The following is a 21531-nucleotide window of genomic DNA, read 5'->3' as shown; positions in this document are numbered from 1 at the left end:
GAACCCCATGGATGGCGATGCGGCCACACGTCAGGCGGTTGTTTGATGGGCGCCTTGGCGTCGGTTTGCCACCGATCAGGATGTGAAAACATCGCCGAACGTTCGGCGCAACGCAACGTCGACATCCTCCATGGTCACCGGCAGCCCCAGATCGACCAAGCTGGTCACCCCATGTTCGCGGATGCCACAAGGCACGATTCCGTCAAAATGCGTCAGATCAGGTTCAACATTTATCGACAGGCCGTGAAAGGAAACCCATTTGCGCAAGCGAATTCCAATCGCCGCCACCTTGTCTTCGCGCACGGACCCGTCACCGTTTGGCGCACGATCGGGCCGTTCGACCCACACGCCAACGCGGCCCTCGCGCACCTCGGCGGTGATATTGAATTCGGCCAATGCGGCAATCACCCAAGCCTCCATCTGATGCACGAACCGGCGCACATCACGGCCCCGTTTGGCCACGTCAAGCATGACATAGGCCACCCGCTGCCCCGGCCCATGATAGGTATATTGCCCACCGCGCCGCGCCTCATAGACCGGAAACCGATCCGGATCGACCAAATCGGCGATCTGCGCGCTGGTGCCGGCGGTATAAAGCGGCGGATGTTCGACCAACCACACGGTTTCGGGGTGTGTGTCTGCCCTGATCCCCTCGGCGATCTGTTCCATCCGCGACAACGCCTCGGGATAGGGGGTCAGGCCGGGTGATACGATCCAATCCATGAACGGCCTCGATAATTAACGGAAAAGTAGCGAATCTGTCGGACATTCGCAAAAAACGCTTATCATGTTGGGTTCATATGCTATCCTTGCAAGAATATAACGGTATTTTTTTACGGAGCAGAAACATGATTACCAAATCGCTTTTATTGACGGGTGTCGCGGCGTCACTGGCCTTTGGTCCGGCCACAAAGGCATCGGCAGATGCGGGTGATTTCATCGCAGGTGCGATTGTTGGGGCGATCGTGAACCATGCCGCAAAACAACCGCAAAAGAAAGTTTATCGAAAATCGACGAAGACCTATAAGAAAAAGGTATCCAAACCGCGCATTCCGGCCACCCAGACCGGGCGGCAGATACAATCGTCGTTGAATTATTTCGGGTTCAATGCCGGTTCGGTAGATGGCCAATTGGGCCGCAAATCCCGTGATGCCGTGTCGCAATATCAGGCCTATCTTGGTTATGCCGCGACCGGGCAATTATCAAGCTTTGAGCAGGATCTTTTGATCAACTCATACAATCGCGCCCAGGCGGGCGGGTATGCCACCCAGCAGATGGTTGCCGCAAATCCGGAAGGCGTGCGTGGATTGCTGAAACAGTTCCGCCAGGAAATGGCGGGCGGTGCGCCGGTGATGGCCGGAATGGCGGCCCCCACAGCAACAATGCCGCAAACCACAATGGTCGTCGCCCCCAGCCAACAGATGGCGATGGCACCTGCTCCGGTGGCCGTTGCGCCGATGCCGGCGCCTGTTGCGCCTGCCCCGGTTGCGGTCGCTCCGGTTGCCGTCGCCCCCACACCGGTTGCGGTCGCTCCTGTTGCCCCGGCGCCCATCGCCCAGGCCGCGGTCACACCTGTGGCGGCGGCTTTGCCCAGTCTGTTTGGCGGTGCGGCCAAACCCACGCTGTCGGTGCATTGCGCCGCAGTTTCCAAAAAAACCAGCGAGAATGGCGGATTTATTACCGCTGCAACCATGACTGACTCAACTGCGGCGTTGAACGAACAGTTCTGTCTTGCGCGCCAATCGGCAATTGCCGACGGGGCGCAATTGGCCCAGGGTCTGGGGGCCACCCCGGATCAGATAAACGCCACATGCGCGGCCTATGGGCAGCAAACAGCGACATTCGTCGCCAGCCTGGGTAGCAAGCCACGCGAGGCCGTTTTGCAAAATGTCGCGGGCTTTACGCAGGGCACCGGGATTCCGTCACAGGATCTGGCGGCAACGGCGAAGGTGTGCATGTCGGTCGGTTATCGTGATGACAACATGGATCAGGCAATTGGTTCGGGCCTTATACTCGCGGCGATGGACAGCGCTGCATTCGGTGAATTGATGGGTCACCACCTAAGTCAGGGGATCGGAACCGAGATGCGCGTCGATCTGGCCGCTGCATGGTATGAAGGCGCGCTGGATGCGGCAGCCGTGCAACCGGTTTTTGCAACCGCCCAGCCTGGCCGTTTGGCCGTGTTGCGCAAAGCAGTGGGCGGCGCGCAAACAGGTGGATTGGCCCCCTTGCCAACCCTGCAACCGGCCTCTGCCTTGCCTGCGTTTTCAATCAGCGAATAGGCAAATGTGACGCCCTTTGAAAAAGGGGCTTCACACGGGCGGCGGCGTATACTACACCGCCGCCAGACCGTATGTGCGGCTGTGGCGGAATGGTAGACGCGCAGCGTTGAGGTCGCTGTGGGGTAACACCCGTGGAAGTTCGAGTCTTCTCAGCCGCACCACTTATTCTTTTGGTTTATCCTGAGTTTGTCTGTAACCGATTTGCGCGGTGACGGCACCTAAACCTGTTCGTTTGCATTAGAAACGTTGGAATGCTGGGACGTCAGCATGTGCAGGCCCCGCGCCCTTTCGATTTTCTCTGTGAAAGAGCGCGGTTTGGAATGTTTCATTCACGTCGCGCGGATCAGATCGCTGCACTTTTCGCCGATCATGATGGCGGGGGCGTTTGTGTTTCCTGAAACGATCTCAGGCATGATCGAACAATCTGCGACGCGCAGGCCCGAAATGCCGTGAACGCGCAATTCTGAATCAACCACCGCGTCGCTGCCCTGGCCCATTTTGCATGTGCCCGCGGGATGATAGATTGACGCGGTATTGCTGCGCGCCCAATCCAATGTCGCGTCATAATCATCCATCGGCAGGGATGGATTGGGGCGATATTCGGTCGATATCTTTGAGGTCAGCGGCGCGTGGCGTGCGATGGTGCGGGCAATGTTTACGCCCGCGACGATGGTGCGACAGTCGGTTTCGGTGCTGAGATAGTTGGGTATGATTTTCGGGTACTGGCGCGGGTCCGGCCCGGCCAGGCGAATTTCGCCCCGGCTTTCGGGGCGCAGTTGACATACCGACATGGTAAAAGCCGAAAACAGATCGGCACCTTTGCCGGGATTTTCCGCCGACAGGGGCTGTACGTGAAATTGAATGTCAGGGGTTTCCAGATCTTCGCGGGTGCGCATGAATCCGGTGGCCAGACTGGCGGCCATGGTCATCGGGCCGGACCGGAACATCAGATATTTCAGCCCGATTCGTGCCTGATTGAAGATGCCGCGCACCTCGTCATTCAGGGTCGGTTCATTACATTTATAGACAAGCCGCGCCTGCAGGTGATCCTGCATATTCTGGCCGACACCGGGCAAATCGTGCGCCACCTCGATCCCGTTTTCGCGCAGCTGTTCGCCCGGGCCAATCCCCGACAGCATAAGCAATTGTGGTGAATTGATCGCGCCGCCCGACAATATGATTTCGCGGCGTGCATTGATGGTTTTCAACGTTCCGGATTTATCGCGATAGGTCACCCCCGTGGCTTTTTTGCCCTCGAGTTCAATTTTTTCGACTTGGGCGTGGGTGATGATCTGCAGGTTTGATCGGGATTTCACCGGGTTAAGATAGGCAACAGCGGCACTGCACCGCCGGCCATTTTTCGAGGTCAGCTGGAAATATCCAACGCCTTCCTGGGTTTCGCCGTTATAATCGGGGTTGAACGGATAGCCCGCCGATTGCGCCGCCGCGACCCATGCATCGCAGATCGGCCGCTGAATACGCATGTTCGACACCGAAAGCGGACCCTGATCGCCATGGTATTCATCGGCGCCGCGCTCATTGTTTTCGGCCCGTTTGAACAGCGGCAAAATCTCGTCCCAGCCCCAGCCACGATTGCCCATTTGCGCCCAACGGTCATAATCCTGAGGTTGTCCGCGCACATAAAGAAGCCCGTTCAGCGAGGATGAACCGCCCAGAACCTTGCCACGGGGCCATTCGATGGACCGGCCATTCAAACCCGGATCGGGTTCGGTTTTGTAACACCAGTCGACCGACGGGTTATGGATGGTTTTGAAATACCCGACAGGAATGTGAATCCAGGGATTCAGATCGCGCCCGCCTGCCTCAAGCAGAACAACCTTTACCGAAGGATCCGCGCTTAACCGGTTTGCCACCACGCATCCCGCCGATCCGGCCCCCACAACGATGTAATCCGCGTCTTGCATACGATTCCCTCCAAGTATGTGAAGAAAACCCTATACAGAATCAAATTCCACGAATAGTGTTTTTTGAAACGATACGTCTCAATAATTGACGAACCTTACGATCAAGCACTTTCAGGGAGGATAAAATGAAAGTTTCCAAAGCACTTGCTGGCATTTCGCGCCGTGACCTTTTCAAACTTGCAGGCCAGTACGGCATGTCAAGCACGTTGTTGGCGGCTGGCACGTTTGGTGGTGCCGTAAGCATCGCAAACCTGGCCAAGGCCGCTGAATCGACCTATGAAAAGCGGTTCGCAAAAGAGCCAAAGCACACATTCAAGATGGGCGCGTCGGGTTTCAACGCCCGTAACCTGCTGGTTGAACGGATGGGCGCGTTGGAATTCGCGCGGGATCTGGAAAGCCGCACGGATGGCGAAATTCGCGTTGAATTCATTGGGGATAACCAGATCTGTAGCCAGACCGCATGTGTTGAAAAAGCACAGCAGGGCATCGTTGATATGATTGCCGCGTCCACCCAGAACTCATCGGGCGGTGCGCCGTATTACAACGTGCTGGATTATGCGTATATGTTCCCAAGCCGCGCGTCACAGTACCATTTCCTGTATCATCCCGATTCGGTGCGCCTGTTGCGCGAACCGCTTGAGCGGCGCCATGGGATGAAATTCCTGTTTTCCCATGCTGAACTGCGTGGCATCAACTTGGGTCTGTCCTGGAAAGACCGCGAGACGGTGACAAGCATCGATCAGTTGGCAGGCACCAAGAACCGCGTGACCGGCACCCAGTTGGGGCGCATCGCGATGGAGGCCATGCAGCTTAATCCGGTTCCCGTGGCGTGGGAAGAAACCCTTGATGGTCTGCGTCAGGGCCTGATTGATGGCGCTGAAACCTGGGCTTCTGCGGTGGCCTATGCCGGGATGGCGCCTGTGGTATCACAATGTGTCGATCTGAAATTCTTCTGCGGCACCGAACACACCGCGATGACCATGAAGGCATGGGATGCGCTGAACGAAGAGCTGCAAGAGGCGGTGATGGAATCGGCGTATTGGGCGCAGGTGCATGTGCAGGGCGCGAACGAGGCGGCACTGGTCAACACTGTCGGCTTCTCAACGCCGCAGTTGCCGAACACCATTTTCGCCAACGAGGGCGTGCGCGTCGCCACCTTGTCGGATGCCGAAATCAAGAAGGCCGAAGAAATGTGTTCGCCCGAGTTCCAGCCGCAGTTGTGGGAACAGTGGCGCGAGCGCCTGAACGGCTGGTCCGGTGGGCATGACACCTATCAGGATATCTACAATATCGCCCGCGAAATTCCAAAAGACACGCTGGCCGAAAACGTAGAGCCCCGCCGTTGGTGGAAAGGCTGATCATCACTTAAATTCAAGGTCGGCCTGTCGTGGGCCGACCTGTTTCAAACTTGGCCCGAACCTCCGGCAAACGGCGGCGGCCAACCGAAAGAGGGGCAGACCATGTCAATATGGTCCGAAGCTGCGGCCGTTGTGCCGACGCTGTTTAGTGGTGATTGGTGGGCGATCACCCAAGCTTTGCGCACGGAAGGGGCGTGGGTTGTTGGCACTGCGTTCACATTGTTGGGCGCATTTCTGGTGATGACAATCTATCGTCTGGTTCCCTTTATCGAACGGCATTTTGAACGCACCGTCATGGTTTACACCTATCTTGGCATTGCCGCGATCATCTGTGTCGAAGTGGTGCGGCGGTTTGTGTTTTCGGTGCAGGAACCTTGGTCAACCACATTTCCGCCGGTTCTGTTTCTGGTGATGACGTGGTTTGGCTGTGCCTATAACATCAAACTGCGCACACATTTGGCGTTCAACGAATTTCGCACCAACATGCCGCGCCCGGCGCAAATGTTTTGCCTGTCCTTGGATGCGGTGCTTTGGCTGGTCTTTTGCATCATCGTCGTGGTTACCGGATCACGCGTTACGGCAAATGCGGCCGACAATTTTCAGATTCTCGAAGGCACGGACAACTTCATGAAATGGTGGTTTCTGATCACCGTGCCGATTGCATTTTTGCTGATGGCGGCGCGGGTGATGGAAAACTGGATAGAGGATTGGCGCAATTACAGATCAGGCGAAATCATGATAAAACAAGCCGTTATCGGAGGCGATGTGTGATGACCGATGCAACGATTATCACAGTGATTTCGCTGGGCGTCACGTTTTTGTTCATGCTGGGCGTGCCGGTGTTTCTGGTTATCGGCTATTGGGTAATTGGCACGACGTTTGTTCTGGGTCAGACCCTTGATAACGTGGGTGCCGAATTGTCCAATGTGTTTGTCAAAGGGTTTGCCCTGTTGGCGATGCCTTTGTTCATTCTGACCGGGGATTTGATCAACAAATCCGGTATTGCACGGCGGCTTTCGGATTTTGCCTATTCTTGTCTTGGGTGGCTGCGCGGTGGGTTGGCCATGGCCAGCATCGGCGCCTGTGGGTTGTTTGCCGCGATTTCGGGATCAAACAGCGCGACAACTGCCACCATCGGATCAATGTTGCACCCCGAAATGGTAAAGGGCGGATATGATGAACGGTTTTCCGCGGCCACCGCAGCAGCAGGCGGCACAGTGGGGATCATCATTCCCCCATCGATCATTTTCATCGTCTATGGCTATCTCATGGGCCTGTCGATTTCCGACCTGTTCATCGCGGGCATCGTTCCCGGTGCGTTGATGGTTCTGGCGATGATGGCGGCGGCCTGGATCATCTGCACGATCAATGGCTGGGGCTATCTCATTCCTCTGCGGCTTGAGCGGATTTTGAAAACCGCGTTCGGCGCATGGCTGGGCTTTTTCGCGATCGGATTGGTGTTGTACGGCATTTATACCGGCAAATTTTCCCCCACCGAAGCGGCGGCTGTGACGGTTGGCTTTTGCCTCATTGTCGGGCTGATCTGTTATCCGTTGAACAAGATCATGCACAATCATGGCAATGACACGCCGGTCGATGAAAAGACATATGCCGATATGGCCGTTGTCGAAGGGTTCAAGTTGTCCGAAGTGCCGTCAATCACCATGCGCAGTGCACAGATTACCGGCATTCTGGCACCGCTGATCGGAATCTCGGTGGTGATGCAGCAAAACCTTTCGCTGCTTGGCGCACAGGAGGTGATCGGCACTTTTGTCACCGGCATGGGCGGATATTACGCTGTGCTGTTCACATCAATGGCCATCGTGTTCGTATCGGGCATGGTATTGGAATCACTGCCGGTTACGATCATTCTTGCACCGATCCTGGCCCCGATTGCGGCAACTGTCGGGATTGATCCGGTCCACTTTTCGGTGATCTTTCTGATCGGCGCTTCCATCGGGTTCATCACGCCGCCCTATGGTCTGAACCTATATGTCGCAAGCGGGGTGACCGGCGTGCCATATTTCCGGTTGTTGCGCTATACCGTGCCATATCTTGCCGCGCTGATTGGTGTCTGGATCATCGTTGCCTTGACGCCAAACCTTGCATTGATGCTTGTCCCGCAAATCGGGGGATAAGGGAAAGGCAATACCATGCCAGAAGATGCAAACACGGACCAGGAGCAGGGGCAAATCCCCACCAACATGCGGTTGCTGTTGCTCTTGGAAGAAGTAGCGCGTGTCGGCACCCCGGTCAGCCCTGCTGATCTGGGTGCGGCGCTGGGCCTGCCAAAGCCGACCATTCACCGGCTGTTGCACACCTGCGAGGCCGAAGGGTTCCTGCAACGGGATCTGGATGGCCGATCTTATGGGCCGGGGCGCCGGTTGCGCCGGTTGGCGGTGAATATTTTGTCCAGCCTGCATGTACGCACAGCGCGGTTGGCAATCTTGAATGCTCTGGCCGACCGCGTCGGGGAAACCTGTAATATTTCCACGCCCGACCGTGAATCGATGATTTATCTCGATCGCGTCGAAACAAAATGGCCCCTGCGCATTCAGTTGCCCATCGGCACCCAAGTGCCGTTTCATTGCACCGCCAGTGGCAAAATGTACCTGAGTTCCCTGAAACCCGGATATCTTGACCGGATCGTTTCGGCCGCGCCGTTGGTGCGCCATACCGATAAAACAATCACCGATCCCATTCTGTTACAGGCCGAAATCGCGGCGATTCGTGAACGTGGGTTTTCAACCGATAACGAAGAATTCATGGATGGCATGACAGCCATTGCGGTTCCCATTCTTGATCCGCAGGGGCGGGTGGTTTCGACACTGTCGATCCATGCGCCGGTGCAACGGCGCAATCTGGCGGCGCTGCATGCCGATTTGCCGCAATTGCAAAAGGCCGCAAAAGATTTGTCAGACCTGCTGGTCAGCTAAGCCTTGACCTTGCGCCGTCAAAGACCATGCTGCCCGCCAACCGGTCGCACAGGCCAAAAGCACGGGAGTATCCACCATGACCATCACCAGACGTCGCACTCTTGCCCTTATGGGTGGCACTGTTGCCGCGGGCGCATTGGCCGCGCCCGCGATTGCCTCGGGCACCAAAACCGTCGTTGGCGCATTGCGCCTGACCAGCCACGCCGCCAGCTTTGTGGCCGAGCAGCGTGGATATTTCACCGACGCGGGCATGGATGCCGAATTGCGGTTTTTCGATGCGGCGCAACCGATGGCCGTGGCGATTGCCAGTGGTGATGTGGATTTCGGCATAACCGCCATGACAGGCGCGCTGATCTCCTTGGCCGATAAGGGCGCCGTGCGCGTCATCGGTGGCGCGTTGCAGGAAGAGCCGGGCGTGGACGGGCAGAAAATTCTGGTGTCTGACGCGGCATTCCAAAACGGCATCACCGAACCGGCGATGTTGGCCGGGAAAAAATGGGCCGTGACCCAAGCCGGATCGTCGTTTCACTATATGGGGTCGAAAATGGCCCAGGGCGAAGGGATCGAATTGCAATTCACGCCGTTGCAAAAGGTTGGCGCGATCATCGGCGCGATGAAATCGGGCCAGGTGGATGGCTGGGCCATCGTACCCCATATCGCCAAGGCATTGGCCGGGTCGGGTGCTGTGCATATGATTGGCGACGTGGCCGATTACCTGCCCAATTATCAGGTGACAACCGTGTTCACCTCGGCCAGGAACACCACCGATGAGGCCGCCAAAACCCGTGATTTCATGGCGGTCTTTGCCAAAGGCGTGGCCGATTTTAACGCCGCTTTGGTGGATAAAACCCAAGGCGAGCAAGCGCGCGATGACATGGTGCGCCTGATCCATAACTACGTCTACACTGATCGCCCCTACGAGGCAGCGGCGCCATCAATCCTGAATGGTGCGATGCGGCTGAACGGCGATGGCGCGCTGAACATGGCGTCACTGCGCGATCAACTGGCCTGGTTTCAGGCCGAGGATCTGGTGGATGACGCGATCACGCTTGATACGATCGTGAACACCGATTTCGCGCCGCAGATGTCGTAAAAGATGGAATTGTCTTTGGTCGGTGTCGGTCATTCCTATGACCGCACCGATGTTTTATCCGATATCACGCTGGATATCCCCGGCGGGCGCATTCTGTGCATTGTCGGCCCGTCAGGCTGTGGCAAATCCACGCTGTTGCGGCTGATCGGTGGGTTGGAACGGCCCAGCCGGGGGCAGATATTGCAAACGGGCAGGGTGCCTGAGGGGTGTTTGAATCCGCTGACCTATGTGTTTCAGGATTTCGCGCTGCTGCCTTGGCGCACGGTCGAGGGCAACGTGCGCCTCGCGCTTGAGGATCATCGCCTGCCCAAAGGCGAAACCGACCGCATTGTCACCGATGTTTTATCGCGCACCCGCCTGTCGGATTTTCGCACCGCGCTGCCCCGGCAATTGTCGGGTGGCATGAAACAGCGGGTGGCGATTGCGCGTGCCTTGGCCGTCAATCCGGCGGTGATGTTGATGGATGAACCGCTGTCGGCCCTTGATGCGCAAACCCGTGAATTGCTGATGGATGATCTGGTGGCGCTGTGGCTGCGCGCACCCTTTACCGCTGTTTATGTGACGCATAATTTGACCGAGGCGGTGCGCCTGGGCCACCGCATTGTTGTGCTGTCGCGCCGCCCGGGGCGCATTGCCGAGGTGGTGGATATAAAAACCGATCTTGCCGAACGCCGCGCCGATGACCCGGATCTGGTGCGCCATCAATCCCACCTGTGGGATGTCATGCGCGATGAGGCCCGCGCCGCCGATCAAGAGCTGATCAATGGCTGATCCGGTTCCCTTTCGCGGCGGCGGTTTCGCGCCCAAGGCCAAGCGCGGCATCGGCGCGGCAGTGTTCATCGCGCTGATCGCATTGGTGGAATGGGGCACGGCAACGGGCGTCATCTCATCCCTGACCCTGCCGCGCCCGTCCGATGTGTTGGCCGAGTTTGTATCGCTCTATCAGTCGGGGCGGTTGTGGGATCATCTGTTGCCGTCTTTGTCGCGGTTGGCTGTCGGGGCGGCATTTGGGGTAACGGCGGGGGTGCTGATTGGATTTGCCATCGGGCTGTTTTCCTATGCGCGGGCGGGGCTGGTGCCGTTGGTGGCCGCGATCTTTCCGATCCCGAAAATCGCGCTGCTGCCGTTGTTTGTGATCTGGTTCGGCATTGATGAGGCATCCAAATACGCGCTGATCGCCTTTGGCACCTTTACCCCCACGGTGGTGGCCACCTATGGCGCGGTCGATAACGTGGATCGCACGCTGATCCGCATGGGGCAGAGTTTTGGCCTGTCGTGGTTCAGCATCGTGCGCAAGATCGTGCTGCCCGGGGCAATGCCGGGCATATTATCGGGGCTGCGGATCAGTCTGGCGATTGCCATCATCCTGTTGGTGGCGGCCGAAATGCTGGGCGCGCAAACCGGGGTGGGGGCGTATATCCTTGAGGCGGGATCGCTTTATGATCTGGAGCGTTTGTTCGCCGGTGTCGCGATTTTATCGGTGCTCGGCGTCAGTGTCAGTTTCGTGATCGGTCGGGTTGAACGGCGCCTGTTGCGCTGGCGCGGCTAAACCCGGTTGCCAGATGATTCGCCAACGGCCGTTGGGGCATGCTTTTGCTTCGGTGCAAAGCGTGACCAAAAAAATACGACATCGCCAAAATACCACAGGCGTCGCAACGGCAGGGGAACAATTTGTAAACGTTGGGGTTGTTAATCAAACCTGGCGTGGGCCAGAATGTGTTATAATGCTGCTTGTCCCGTTCTGCGCCGGGACACAACGACCTTAGAAGGAACTGCCATGATGAACCGCCGGGATCTGATAAAAACCACCACTGCCTTTGCTTTGCTGGGGGCTACGCCACTGGCTGCTGCGCCCACCGTGCCAACCTATAATGTGCCGGAAAAATACCTCCCGCGTGAGGTAAGCCTGCGGGTCAATCTGGCACCGGGTGAGGTGCATGTTTTCCCCGACGAATTTGCCGTGTACTGGACCCTGCCGGAACAGCGCGCCATCCGCTATACCTGCGGCATTGGCCGGGTGGGGCTGTATGAACCCGGTGAATTTTATGTCGGTGCGAAAAAAGAGTTTCCAAGCTGGAAACCGACGCCTGATATGGTCAAACGGTCGCCCGCGCAATATGCCCGCTATGCCGAGGACGGGATCAAGGGCGGATTGACCAACCCATTGGGCGCGCGGGCGCTGTACCTGTTTGAACCGGGGCGCGGCGATACGTTCCTGCGCCTTCACGGCACGCATCTGCCCAACACGATCGGGCGCGCCGTCTCCAATGGCTGTGCGCGGCTGGTCAACGATCAGATGGTCGATCTTTATAACCGCGTGCCAATGCAAAGCCGTGTCGTGTTGTATCCGCGGATGTTGCCAAACCGGTCATAACAAAACCTGTCGCACACGTGACTTTTCAGAATGCGCGCCACCTGTCAGGGTTGGCGCGTATTTCATTCAGGAGAGTTACCATGCGCCTTTTCGCCACCACCATTGCGCGGATGACATTCCTGATTTGCAGGTGGCGGCGGGCGAATTAGATGGCATATTCCAGAATATCGCCGATGCCGCCGCCCACTGACCAAGGATATCTGATATGAAAACGCCCCCCCGCTCTGCCGATATCCTGGCGCGCCGCCTTTACGCCGCCGGGTGCCGCACCGCGTTCGGAATGCCGGGGGGCGAAGTTCTGACCCTGATTGACGCGCTTGAACGGGCGGGCATCCGGTTTGTTCTGTGCAAGCATGAAAATGCCGGCGGGTTCATGGCCGAAGGGGTGCATCATGTCGATGGTGCGCCGGCAATCTTGCTGGCCACTGTCGGGCCGGGGGCGATGAACGGCGTGAATGTGGTGGCCAACGCCCATCAGGACCGCGTGCCGATGATCGTGCTTTGCGGCTGTATCGATCCGGATGAGGCGGCCACCTATACCCATCAGGTGTTGGACCACCGCGCCGTGTTTGCACCGATTACCAAGGCGACATTCACGCTGACGGCCGGCGCGGCGGGCGTGATCGCCGACAAGGCGATCGCCATCGCCACCGAAGGGCGCGCGGGCCCCGTGCATATCGATGTGCCGATTTCCGTGGCCGATGCACCGGGCGCCGAAATGGAGGGCGCGCGCACACCGCCCGCGCCAACCGTTCCGGCCAATTTGCAAAAGGCCCGCCGCTGGCTGTCCGAGGCGCACCGCCCGATCATGATCGTGGGTCTGGATGCCCTGAAAGACGGCGCATTTGAGGCCGTGCGCCGGTTTTCCGACGCCTTGTCGGTGCCTGTCATCACCACCTACAAAGCCAAGGGCGTGATTGATGAAACCCATCCCCTGGCGATGGGGGCCGCTGGGCTTTCGCCCAAGGCCGATGCGATCTTGCTGCCGCTTTTGGGCGAGGCTGATCTGATCCTGTCGGTCGGGTATGATCCGATTGAAATGCGCGCCGGGTGGCGCGATCCGTGGAACCCAGCCATCCAGCGGGTGATTGATATTCACGCCGCGCCCAACCACCATTATATGCATCAGGCGACGCTGTCTTTTCTGGCCGATACCGGCGCCACACTCGACGCGTTGCGCGAAAACAGCACCGTGCGTGCCAAATGGCCCCAGGGCCGCGTCACCGCCGCAAAACAGGCCCTGCGCGCGGCCTTTCCCACGGACGAGCCATGGGGCCCCGCCGCGATCATTGATACCTGCCGTGCGGCATTGCCGGCCAATACCATCGCCACTGTCGACAGCGGGGCGCACCGGATTTTACTGTCGCAAATGTGGACCTGCGAAGCCCCCCGCACGCTTTTGCAATCATCGGGATTTTGCACCATGGGCTGTGCCGTACCGCTGGCCATCGGCGCAAAGCTGGCCGCGCCGGACCGGCCGGTGGTGTCGTTTTCGGGCGATGCGGGATTTTTGATGGTCGCGGGTGAACTGGCCACGGCTGCCGAACTGGGCCAGACGACGATCTTTGTCGTGTTTGTCGATCGCGCGCTTGCCCTGATCGAAATGAAACAGCGCGCACGACAGATGCAAAATCAAGGCGTTGATTTTGCCGGTCACGATTTTGCCGCCATCGGGCGTGCCTTTGGCGGTCACGGCGTAACAGTGACCGGGCGTGCCGATCTCAGGGGCGCAATTGCCGATGCATTGGACGCTGACACCTTTACCGTGATCGCCGCTGTGATAGACCGTCAGGCATACGACGGGCGCATTTGAGGAGGCGGATATGGCTGGTGCTTTGGACGGGTTGAGAATTCTGGATCTGTCGCGGATTCTGGCAGGGCCGACCTGCACCCAATTGTTGGGCGATTTGGGCGCCGAAGTCATCAAGATCGAAAATCCCGGCACACATGGCGATGACACCCGCGCATGGGGGCCGCCCTTTGTCACCGGCACCGATGGCGCGCCGACCGATCTTTCGGCCTATTTCATGTGCGCCAACCGCAATAAATTATCGGTCGCGGTCGATATTGCCACGCCCGAGGGGCAGGAAACCATTCGTGCCCTGGCGGCGACCTGTGATGTCGTGCTTGAAAATTTCAAACCCGGCGGGTTGGAAAAATACGGGCTTGACCACGCCAGCCTGCGCGCGGCCCACCCCGCCTTGGTGTACTGTTCGATATCGGGCTACGGACAGACGGGGCCGAATGCGTCAAAACCCGGATACGATCTGATGGCCCAGGGGTACGGCGGCATCATGTCGTTGACCGGCGCAACAGATGGTGAGCCGATGAAGGTGGGCGTCGGCGTGGCCGATGTGATGTGCGGCATGTACGCCACCGTTGGCATTCTGGCGGCACTGCGCCACCGCGATCAGACCGGTGAGGGGCAGCATGTGGATGTGTCGCTTGTCGATACCCAGATCGCCTGGTTGATCAACGAGGGGGTGAATTACCTCACCTCGGGCGAGGTGCCGAAACGGCGCGGCAATGCCCACCCCAATATCGTGCCTTATCAGGTGTTTGCATCCAGTGACGGGCATGTTTTGGTGGCCGTGGGCAACGATGGCCAATTTGCCCGGTTCTGTGATTATCTGGGCGTTGCGGAATTGGCGCAAGACCCGCGTTACGCCACAAACCCCGCCCGTCTGGCCAACCGCGACACGTTGATCGAAACCGTCGCCGGGCTGCTGGCGGCACGCACGATGGACGATATCATCGCTGGGCTTGAGGCGCGCAAGGTTCCGGTTGGCCCGGTGCAGACCCTTGATCAGGTGTTCGCCAGCGATCAGGTGCAAGCGCGCGGCATGGTGGCCGAAGTGCCCTGTGACGAGGCGGCCGAGGGCCATGTGCGGCTGATCGGGAATCCGTTGAACATGTCGGCCAGCCCTGTCACCTATCGCCGGGCACCGCCCCGGTTCGGACAGGACACCGACGCCATTTTGGCACGTCTCAAGGACAAAACCTGAAATATCGTGGTTACTCAGGTTGATAGACGGCATTGTTTGGCGGCAAACCGCCGAACAATTTGGCGTTAACAGCGGAAACAGGATCACCTCCCTGTTATTTGCAGGGGGGGAAGCAGTAATCCGATACAACTGCGATTACATATGGGGGCCACGCGTTTGCCCTGTATTGGACTGCCCCCATGACCCAAGCGATTCTGCCCGCCCGCCCGTATAATCCCCGGATTTCCAGTGCCCCGCGCGCCTGCGATGCCAAAAGATCTGCGGCCCGGCTTGGCCTTGATTCAAAGGCTGAAAATGCCGCTTGCGCCGCGCGCAATTCGGCCTAATAAGCCGCGCAAAGGACTCTCACACACATGACACTGGCCAATCCTACCGATTTTCCGTTTGCGGGCGTCTCGACCCCTGTCCGGGTCAAACCGGCGGCGCGATTTCGTGATCCCCGGCTGGATTTCTACCGCGGCATTGCGATGTTCATCATCCTTGCCTCGCACACGCCCAACAATTTCTTCAGCCTGTGGATTCCCGCGCGCTGGGGCTTTTCCGATGCCACCGAAATCTTTGTGTTCTGTTCGGGGATGGCCAGCGCGATTGCCTTTGGCGCCAGTTTCGACAGCCGCGGCTGGCGTTTGGGGACTGCGCGTGTGGGGTATCGTGTCTGGCAGGTGTATTGGGCGCATTTGGGCATGTTCGTGGTAATCGCGGCGATGTTGGCGGCGATTGATCAGTTCGGTGATTTCGAAACAGTATACATCGGCACCCTCAACCTGTGGAAATTCTTTGCCGATCCGGGGCCGCAATTGGTGGGCCTGGTGACGCTGACCTATGTGCCGAACTATTTCGACATTTTGCCGATGTATATGGTGCTTTTGGCAATGATCCCGGTGGTGATGGCCCTGTCAAAGCTGCACGTGGGCCTGGTTTTTGGTGCCATGGCAGGGCTGTGGATCGCGGCGCAGGGCGCGCTGTGGGTCTGGTGGGGCGGCGTGTTTTCCGGCCTCAGCTTTCCCGCCGAACCCTGGAGCGAGCGGCGCTGGTTTTTCAACCCATTTGCCTGGCAATTGGTGTTTTTCACCGGGTTTGCATTGATGCGGGGCTGGATTCCGGCCCCGCCGGTGCGCATCTGGCTGATCGCGCTGTGCGCGGTGCTGGTGGTTGCAAATATCATCGTTTCGAATGTCGGGTTTCGGTTTTTTGAACTGGCCCCGGTGCGCGCCACCTATATCGCGCTGACCGGGTGCGCCGAAACCGGATTTGGCCGGTGTAACCCGGTGTTTGATTTCCGACAGGCGTTTGCACCGTGGTTTGACAAATCGAACTTCGGCATCCTTCGCTATGTTCAGTTTCTGGCGCTGGCTTATCTGGCATGGGTGGTTGCGGGGCCACAGGGCGTGCGCCTGCGCCCGGTCGGGGAGGGCCGCCTGTCACGCGTTTGGGCCACTTTGGTGGCGTGGATCACCAAGGTGGGGCAGCAATCGCTGGCGGTGTTCCTGTTTTCAATGGTTCTGGCGCGGTTCAGCGGGTTCGTGATGGACCAGACGGAACGCACGGCCTGGAACATGACACTGGCCAATTTCATCGGCTTCGGCCTTCTGATCGCGCTCGCCTATGGCGTGGCCTGGATCAAATCTCAACCTTGGCGGGACTTCGTAAAATGACCATGGATAGACGATCGTTTTTGGCCGCACTTGCGGCGTTAGCTGGGGCACCGGCGTTTGCGCGGGGCGAATTGGTGCAATCTCAGGCACCGTTCTCCCGCGACTGGTTGAACCAGGAGGCCGGACGTTTGGCCGCCGCGCCGTATCAGCCCGCGCCCAGCGTCCCGAAAGGGTGGAAAAACCTGTCCTATGATGAATACCGGATGATCTGGTTCAATAGCCAAAAGGCGATTTGGGCGGATGAGCCGCGCCCGTTGCAATTGGATCTGTTCGCGGCGGGGCTTTATTTTGATCATCCGGTGGAAATTGCCATCGTTGACGATGGTATCGCCCGCACCCTTGGGTTTGATCTGTCATTGTTTGACAGCACCGATCAGTTTCCCAATCCGCCCGTGGATGACACCATGGGGTATTCCGGTCTGCGCCTGCGTGCAGAGTTGAACAAGCGCGGCATTTTTGAAGAATTCATGGTGTTTCAGGGCGCGAGCTATTTTCGCGCCATCGCCAACGGTCAGACCTATGGCCTGTCGGCGCGGGGGCTGGCGTTGAACACCGGCGATCCTTCGGGTGAGGAATTTCCCGAGTTTCGCAAATTCTGGGTGGAAACCCCAAAGGCAGGGCAGGGCACATTCACCGTTCACGCCTTGCTTGACGGGCCATCGACCAGTGGCGCGTACAGTTTTGAAATAACGCCGGGCACGCCCACCATGGTTGAGGTATCGGCGACGCTGTATCCGCGCGTGGCGCTGAGCCATGTGGGGTTTGCCCCGTTGACCAGTATGTTCCTGTTCGATGAAACCAACCGCCACAGGTTCGATGATTTCCGCCCCGCCGTTCATGACAGCGAAGCGTTGATGGTGTGGAACGGCAATGACGAGGTGTTGTGGCGGCCCCTGGCCAACCCCCGCGCCCTGCAACTTAGTAGTTTCGCCGATGCAAACCCGAAAGGGTTCGGCCTGATGCAGCGCGGACGGCGGGCCGAAGATTTTGCCGATCTTGAGGCGCGCTATGAAAACCGCCCGTCCCTGTGGATCACGCCCAAGGGCGATTGGGGGCAGGGCGCGGTGCGCCTTGTTGAAATTCCCGCAGACCGTGAGATTTACGATAATATCGTGGCCTATTGGCACCCCGGCACGCCCCTGGCCCCGGGGCAGGCCCATGAATTTGCCTATACAATGGCATGGGGCGAACAGCCCGCCGGATTGCCCGATGTGGCCAAAGTCATCAACACCCGCATCGGCCGGGGGTTTGATCAGGTGAAAACGGTCTGTGCCATTGATTTCGCCGATCACCCCGCCTTGGTTGATGGGGCCGAGGGGCTGACGATTTATCTGCATTCCGATCAGATACCCCCATCCGAGGGCGTATTAGAGCGCAACCGGGGAACCGGCGGTCTGCGTCTGGCGTTCAGCTTTGTGCCGGGCGATGTGCCCGCCGCGGAATTTCGCGCCCAATTGTTCAAGGATAACAAACCGGTGAGTGAAGTTTGGCTTTACCGATGGACCGCCTGATGCCCCATCCCAACATGCCCCCCCACAGCCCGCTGTCGCGCCCCATACAGGCGTTGCACCGGCCCCATTGCGGCGCGCCCGCCCCGGTGCGCACCGCGTCGCGGGCAATGGCCTGGCGCGTGGCCACGTTCGTGCCTGCGGTTTTGACCACGGCAGGCCTGATCGCGGCATTCACCGATTGGTTTGCCGTTGGCGGGCTGACCCCGTTTGAGGCGGTGATCATTCTTTTGATCGCGTTCAGCTTTTTCTGGATCGCCCTGTCGGTCAGCACCGCATTTCTGGGCCTGAGCAGCCTGTGGTTGCGCCGCAATCCGGTATCGGCACCTGGCCCGGTCCTGCCCATGGACGTGGCGCTGTTGGTGCCGGTTTACAATGAATCCCCGGCCGATGTGTTTGGCAACGCCGCCGCCATGTTGGCCGCGTTGGCCAGTGAACCCCATGAACACCGGTTTTCGCTGTTTATTCTGTCAGACACCCGCGATGATGCCATTGCGCTGCAAGAATTGCGCGCGTTTTATTCGCTGCGCGCGATGGTGGGTCCGGATGCGCCGGTGTATTACCGCCGCCGCACCGAAAACACCGATCGCAAGGTCGGCAATCTGGCTGATTGGGTCGAAAACTGGGGCGGGGCGTATCCGGCGATGTTGGTGTTGGACGCCGACAGTCTGATGAGCGGGCCAGCGATTGTTGCGCTGTCAGATGCGTTGTCTGCCGATCCGGCGGCGGGGCTGATCCAGTCGTTTCCATTGCTGTTTGGCGCGCACACCCTGTTTGGCCGCGTGCAACAGTTTTCCAACCGGATATATGGCACTGCTCTGGCCGAAGGTCTGGCCAAATGGACCGACCGCGAGGGCAACTATTGGGGCCACAACGCGATCATCCGCAGCGCGGCCTTTGCCGCCTGTGCCGGCCTGCCGCGCATGCGCAGCCGCAATGGCGAGGGGCGGTTGATCCTATCCCATGATTTTGTCGAGGCAGGACTGTTGCGCCGTGCCGGTTGGTCGGTGCGGTTTTTGCCCGGCATTGGCGGATCGTATGAAGAGGTGCCGCCGACCCTGATTGATTACGTGTTGCGGGATCGGCGCTGGTGCCAAGGCAATTTGCAACACCTGCGGCTGGTGTTCAGCCGCGGCTTTCACGCCGTATCGCGGTTTCACCTGATTTCGGGGGCCATGGGGTATCTGATGTCGCCCGTGTGGTTGGCGCTTTTGGTGGTGTGGTTTCTGGTTGGTGGCGGGGCCGAGGGCGATGTGATCACTTATTTCAGCGGCCTGAACCCCCAGGTCAGCTGGCCGGAAATGACCCGGTTCAACGGGGTTTCGATTTTGGCGTTCATGTATGCCATGCTGTTGGCCCCAAAATTGATGAGCGTCGGGGCGATTCACCGGGTTGGCATTCGCCTGCGCGATCTTGGCGGATTGCGGCAATTCGTGCTGTCGGTGCTGGTGGAAATCACCCTTTCCATTGCCTATGCGCCGGTGTTGATGGTGCAACAATCGGTGGCTGTGGCGCGCACGGCGCTGGGCCTTCGCGAAACCTGGGTGCCACAGGCGCGGCGCGGCGGGCGCTATGGCTGGGCGACGCTGGCGCAGTTTCACGGTGTGGAAACCGTGCTGGGTGCGGCAATGGTGGCGGGCATGGGGGTGGGGGTTGTCACGCTGTGGTTGTTGCCAATCGGGCTCAGCTTGTTGTTGGCGATTCCGCTGTCGGCGCTCAGTGGCGTCAATCTGGCGCGCCATCGCTGGTCGGCGCGCCAACTGGGCACGCCCGAAACCATAAACGCCCCCCGGATCATTCGCCGCGCGATGGTGGAACGGCGCCGCTTTGCCAAACTTCTGGATGCGCCCGATCAGGTGGCGGCAGAATAGCAATCAACGTCTATCCGGCGCGCTCCACTGGCGGGCCGGGTTTGATCCAGAACCGGAAATGCCGACGCCGCACCTGCAACGGCGCGCGGATCGCGCGGCCGTGATCGGGGTGGCGAGCGTTGCAATAATAACAGGCCACCATTGTATACTGCCAAAGGCGCAACAAAAGCGGTGAAATCCGCCGTACAGCGCGAATATGACAGGTAAAACAGACCCGACCCAGCAGGAGCAGCCCCGGATGAGCGCGATTGAAAACCACCCCCTGCGATACAATCTTGCAAATGAGCTGCACGCACGGCCGTTTCCAAATCTGAGCGCGCCATCATTCGCCGCATTTCTGGCAATCAAACAGCCAAACGCCGCCGTGGGGCGCGACCGCAGTCTGGATCGGGCGCATCTGTTGGATTTGCTTGACCGGCACGGGGCGCAGCACCCAAAGGACGGGGCCACCCATTATTTTGGTCAGGTCGGAAAATACCACCTGAAATGGGAACAGCACACCGAATTCGTGACTTATACGATTTTTGGAAATGGCGTGGGCGCGCGGGCGTTTGACCCGGCAGAATTTGACGTCTTCCCCGAAGATTGGCTGGCCCAGGCCCCCGGTTTACGCATGACATCGGCCCTGATCCGGGTCGAGATGGGCGTGGGCAAAGACGAGATTGGCCAAAAACTGGACGAATGGTTCGTGCCCGAAAGCCTGGCGGTTTCGGCGGTTGTCGATGGGTCGGGGATCATGGCCGCCGATTTCCGCATTGATCCGGCGGGGCATATGCGCATGGCCTGTTTCATTGACCCGGCCACCGATCCGCGCCGCATTGGCCGCATCGTGCAGCGGATGTGCGAAATCGAAACCTATAAATCCATGTCGATGCTGGGGCTGGCACGGGTGCGGGATCTGGGGCAGCACATGGGCGGCCTTGATCAACGGCTGACCGCGATGATGACCCAGATGAGCAACCCAAGCGCCAAATCCGATGATACGCTGCATGCGTTGCTGGAAATGTCGGCCGAACTGGAAACCATGATCGCCCAAAGCTCTTTCCGCTTTGGGGCCACCGGGGCCTATGCCGCGTTGGTGGATCAACGGATTTCGGTTCTGCGCGAAGTGCGCTGGCAGGGTCGGCAAACCTTTGGCGAATTCATGCAGCGCCGGTTCGAACCATCAATGCGCACGGTTCAGGCCAGCGAAAAGCGGCTGCATGAAATGGCCGAACGCGCGATCCGTGCCGCCAACCTGTTGCGCACACGGGTCGATGTGGAACGCAGCGCCCAGAATCAGGATCTGTTGGCCAGCATGGACAAACGCGCCGATCTGCAACTTCGGCTGCAAAAAACGGTTGAAGGTTTGTCAGTGGTCGCGATCAGTTACTATGCGGTGAATCTGGCCGCCTATGTCACCTATCCTTTGTTCGAACCGCTGGGATTCAGCAAGGGAATGGGAACGGCGATTTTGACACCATTGGTGGTGGTTTTGGTGTGGCTTGCCGTGCGGCGGATCAGGAAAGAGGTGGAATAACCGCT

Annotated in this window: 17 protein-coding genes and 1 tRNA gene; 16 read left to right on the top strand and 2 right to left on the bottom strand. The window is 58.9% G+C overall.

Going from position 1 to position 21531, the window contains the following annotated elements:
• Positions 1 to 75: 75 nt before the first annotated feature.
• On the bottom strand, positions 76 to 723 hold the full coding sequence (gene lipB, locus C8265_RS14060) for a lipoyl(octanoyl) transferase LipB (RefSeq protein ID WP_108484651.1): 648 nt from the start codon (positions 721 to 723) through the stop codon (positions 76 to 78).
• A 125-nt stretch (positions 724 to 848) separates the two neighbouring features.
• Here lipB and C8265_RS14055 point away from each other — a divergent pair, with 125 nt between their 5' ends.
• The gene (locus C8265_RS14055; RefSeq protein ID WP_164512339.1) at positions 849 to 2282 is read left to right on the top strand and encodes a peptidoglycan-binding domain-containing protein; all 1434 of its coding nucleotides are present in this window, start codon (positions 849 to 851) and stop codon (positions 2280 to 2282) included.
• A gap of 75 nt (positions 2283 to 2357) precedes the next feature.
• Positions 2358 to 2443, top strand: a tRNA-Leu gene (locus C8265_RS14050).
• A gap of 168 nt (positions 2444 to 2611) precedes the next feature.
• On the opposite strand, the gene C8265_RS14045 is transcribed toward C8265_RS14050, so the two are convergent.
• Entirely contained in the window at positions 2612 to 4207 is a 1596-nt protein-coding gene (locus C8265_RS14045) for a GMC family oxidoreductase (protein ID WP_108484649.1), read from the bottom strand.
• Between the two features lie 125 nt (positions 4208 to 4332).
• Between C8265_RS14045 and C8265_RS14040 the strand changes: the two genes are divergently transcribed.
• From C8265_RS14040 to C8265_RS13975, 14 genes are all read left to right on the top strand, one after another.
• Positions 4333 to 5565 (top strand): TRAP transporter substrate-binding protein, encoded by a 1233-nt coding sequence (locus C8265_RS14040; RefSeq protein WP_108484648.1) that lies wholly within the window; start codon positions 4333 to 4335, stop codon positions 5563 to 5565.
• Positions 5566 to 5667: 102 nt separating this feature from the next.
• A complete protein-coding gene (locus tag C8265_RS14035) occupies positions 5668 to 6336 on the top strand; it encodes a TRAP transporter small permease (protein WP_108484647.1) in 669 nt (222 codons plus the stop codon).
• Positions 6336 to 7703, top strand: coding sequence for a TRAP transporter large permease (locus C8265_RS14030; RefSeq protein ID WP_108484646.1), 1368 nt, complete (start codon positions 6336 to 6338; stop codon positions 7701 to 7703). Before C8265_RS14035 ends, C8265_RS14030 begins: the two co-directional genes overlap by 1 nt.
• A gap of 15 nt (positions 7704 to 7718) precedes the next feature.
• Positions 7719 to 8501 carry an IclR family transcriptional regulator gene (locus C8265_RS14025; RefSeq protein ID WP_108484645.1) on the top strand — a complete coding sequence of 261 codons (783 nt, stop codon included), beginning with the start codon at positions 7719 to 7721 and terminating at the stop codon, positions 8499 to 8501.
• Positions 8502 to 8577: 76 nt separating this feature from the next.
• Positions 8578 to 9594: an ABC transporter substrate-binding protein gene (locus tag C8265_RS14020; protein WP_108484644.1), complete on the top strand. Its 1017-nt coding sequence runs from the start codon at positions 8578 to 8580 to the stop codon at positions 9592 to 9594.
• Positions 9595 to 9597: 3 nt separating this feature from the next.
• Positions 9598 to 10365 (top strand): ABC transporter ATP-binding protein, encoded by a 768-nt coding sequence (locus C8265_RS14015; RefSeq protein WP_108484643.1) that lies wholly within the window; start codon positions 9598 to 9600, stop codon positions 10363 to 10365.
• Positions 10358 to 11143, top strand: coding sequence for an ABC transporter permease (locus tag C8265_RS14010; RefSeq protein WP_108484642.1), 786 nt, complete (start codon positions 10358 to 10360; stop codon positions 11141 to 11143). Before C8265_RS14015 ends, C8265_RS14010 begins: the two co-directional genes overlap by 8 nt.
• A 231-nt stretch (positions 11144 to 11374) precedes the next feature.
• Positions 11375 to 11968: a L,D-transpeptidase gene (locus C8265_RS14005; protein WP_108484697.1), complete on the top strand. Its 594-nt coding sequence runs from the start codon at positions 11375 to 11377 to the stop codon at positions 11966 to 11968.
• 205 nt (positions 11969 to 12173) lie between these two features.
• Positions 12174 to 13781, top strand: coding sequence for a thiamine pyrophosphate-binding protein (locus C8265_RS14000; protein ID WP_108484641.1), 1608 nt, complete (start codon positions 12174 to 12176; stop codon positions 13779 to 13781).
• Between the two features lie 10 nt (positions 13782 to 13791).
• On the top strand, positions 13792 to 14973 hold the full coding sequence (locus C8265_RS13995) for a CaiB/BaiF CoA transferase family protein (RefSeq protein WP_108484640.1): 1182 nt from the start codon (positions 13792 to 13794) through the stop codon (positions 14971 to 14973).
• Between the two features lie 353 nt (positions 14974 to 15326).
• Complete coding sequence (locus C8265_RS13990; protein ID WP_108484639.1) at positions 15327 to 16628, top strand: OpgC family protein; 1302 nt, start codon at positions 15327 to 15329, stop codon at positions 16626 to 16628.
• A complete protein-coding gene (locus C8265_RS13985; protein ID WP_108484638.1) occupies positions 16625 to 18139 on the top strand; it encodes an OpgD/OpgG family glucan biosynthesis protein in 1515 nt (504 codons plus the stop codon). The genes C8265_RS13990 and C8265_RS13985 overlap by 4 nt, the downstream gene beginning before the upstream one ends.
• Entirely contained in the window at positions 18139 to 20007 is a 1869-nt protein-coding gene (gene mdoH / locus C8265_RS13980; protein WP_240611090.1) for a glucans biosynthesis glucosyltransferase MdoH, read from the top strand. The genes C8265_RS13985 and mdoH overlap by 1 nt, the downstream gene beginning before the upstream one ends.
• A 238-nt stretch (positions 20008 to 20245) precedes the next feature.
• Positions 20246 to 21526, top strand: a complete 1281-nt coding sequence (locus tag C8265_RS13975) for a DUF3422 family protein (RefSeq protein WP_108484695.1) — start codon at positions 20246 to 20248, stop codon at positions 21524 to 21526.
• The last annotated feature ends 5 nt before the right edge of the window (positions 21527 to 21531 follow it).

It is taken from the genome of Oceaniglobus ichthyenteri (assembly GCF_003057885.1).
GTDB lineage: Bacteria > Pseudomonadota > Alphaproteobacteria > Rhodobacterales > Rhodobacteraceae > Oceaniglobus > Oceaniglobus ichthyenteri.
Note: the sequence above shows the minus strand (reverse complement) of the source record. Positions and strands in the feature narration are given on the sequence as shown.

Bases quoted from the DNA above. Each gene is read 5' to 3' on its own strand.
- lipB (WP_108484651.1), bottom strand. From the start codon at position 723: ATGGATTGGATCGTATCACCCGGCCTGACCCCCTATCCCGAGGCGTTG.
- C8265_RS14055 (WP_164512339.1), top strand. From the start codon at position 849: ATGATTACCAAATCGCTTTTATTGACGGGTGTCGCGGCGTCACTGGCC.
- C8265_RS14045 (WP_108484649.1), bottom strand. From the start codon at position 4,207: ATGCAAGACGCGGATTACATCGTTGTGGGGGCCGGATCGGCGGGATGC.
- C8265_RS14040 (WP_108484648.1), top strand. From the start codon at position 4,333: ATGAAAGTTTCCAAAGCACTTGCTGGCATTTCGCGCCGTGACCTTTTC.
- C8265_RS14035 (WP_108484647.1), top strand. From the start codon at position 5,668: ATGTCAATATGGTCCGAAGCTGCGGCCGTTGTGCCGACGCTGTTTAGT.
- C8265_RS14030 (WP_108484646.1), top strand. From the start codon at position 6,336: ATGACCGATGCAACGATTATCACAGTGATTTCGCTGGGCGTCACGTTT.
- C8265_RS14025 (WP_108484645.1), top strand. From the start codon at position 7,719: ATGCCAGAAGATGCAAACACGGACCAGGAGCAGGGGCAAATCCCCACC.
- C8265_RS14020 (WP_108484644.1), top strand. From the start codon at position 8,578: ATGACCATCACCAGACGTCGCACTCTTGCCCTTATGGGTGGCACTGTT.
- C8265_RS14015 (WP_108484643.1), top strand. From the start codon at position 9,598: ATGGAATTGTCTTTGGTCGGTGTCGGTCATTCCTATGACCGCACCGAT.
- C8265_RS14010 (WP_108484642.1), top strand. From the start codon at position 10,358: ATGGCTGATCCGGTTCCCTTTCGCGGCGGCGGTTTCGCGCCCAAGGCC.
- C8265_RS14005 (WP_108484697.1), top strand. From the start codon at position 11,375: ATGAACCGCCGGGATCTGATAAAAACCACCACTGCCTTTGCTTTGCTG.
- C8265_RS14000 (WP_108484641.1), top strand. From the start codon at position 12,174: ATGAAAACGCCCCCCCGCTCTGCCGATATCCTGGCGCGCCGCCTTTAC.
- C8265_RS13995 (WP_108484640.1), top strand. From the start codon at position 13,792: ATGGCTGGTGCTTTGGACGGGTTGAGAATTCTGGATCTGTCGCGGATT.
- C8265_RS13990 (WP_108484639.1), top strand. From the start codon at position 15,327: ATGACACTGGCCAATCCTACCGATTTTCCGTTTGCGGGCGTCTCGACC.
- C8265_RS13985 (WP_108484638.1), top strand. From the start codon at position 16,625: ATGACCATGGATAGACGATCGTTTTTGGCCGCACTTGCGGCGTTAGCT.
- mdoH (WP_240611090.1), top strand. From the start codon at position 18,139: ATGCCCCATCCCAACATGCCCCCCCACAGCCCGCTGTCGCGCCCCATA.
- C8265_RS13975 (WP_108484695.1), top strand. From the start codon at position 20,246: ATGAGCGCGATTGAAAACCACCCCCTGCGATACAATCTTGCAAATGAG.